At 59.3% G+C, this 879-nt stretch carries 1 protein-coding gene; it reads left to right on the top strand.

Features of this window, described 5'->3' with window-relative positions; all coding sequences use genetic code 11:
- Positions 1 to 152: 152 nt before the first annotated feature.
- A partial coding sequence (locus AC6LJ5_RS30330; RefSeq protein WP_498142453.1) for an IS3 family transposase occupies positions 153 to 879 on the top strand: 727 nt, incomplete at its 3' end.

Genomic DNA, 879 nt, shown 5'->3' with positions numbered 1-879 from the left:
TCGGACGCCCAGCGACTGAAGGAGCTGGAGCAAGAGAACAACAAGCTCAAGAAGCTGTTGGCTGAATCGATGCTGGACAAGGCTGCGCTTCAGGACCTTTTGAGCCGAAAGTAACAAGCCCGCAGGCCAAACGCGAAGCGGTCAGAACGTTGATGACCGAGCGCGGCATGGGTATCACCCGGGCCTGCGGGCTGGTAGGCATTTCCCGGTCGCTGTTCGCTTATGAAAGTAAGCGTACGGGCGACGTGGCATTGACCGAGCGCATGAAGGAGATGGCAGCGCTCAAGCGACGCTACGGCTATCGGCGCATCCATATTCTGCTTCGCCGTGAAGGCTGGCAGACGAATCACAAGCGGGTCTGGCGGCTTTACAGCCAAGCCGGCTTGAGCGTTCGTAAGCGTCGCCGCAAGCGCATCGCTCCCGCAGAACGGGTAGTTCGTCCCGTTGCGACGGCGCCGAATCAGAGCTGGTCGATGGACTTCGTGTCCGACGGTCTGGCCTATGGCCGCAGGTTCCGGTGCTTGAACATCGTCGATGACTACACGCGCGAGTGTCTTGCCATCGAGGTCGATACATCACTGCCGGGATTGCGGGTGGCGCAGGTGCTGCAACGGCTTGCGGAACTGCGTGGGTTGCCCAAATCCATCACCGTGGACAACGGCCCGGAGTTTGCTGGCAGAGCCTTGGATGCTTGGGCCTATCAGGTCGGCGTGAAGCTGTCGTTCATCAGACCAGGCAAGCCCGTGGAGAATGCATACATCGAGAGCTTCAACGGAAAATTCCGCGATGAATGCCTGAATGAGCATTGGTTCATGTCGCTGCGCCAAGCCAAATCCTTGATCGAAGACTGGCGCGTCGAGTACAACACCGAACGCCCGC

This window comes from Achromobacter sp. 1011791174 (genome assembly GCF_059760925.1).
The sequence above is the reverse complement of the archived record's forward strand: the minus strand, read 5'-3'. Positions and strand labels throughout refer to the sequence as shown.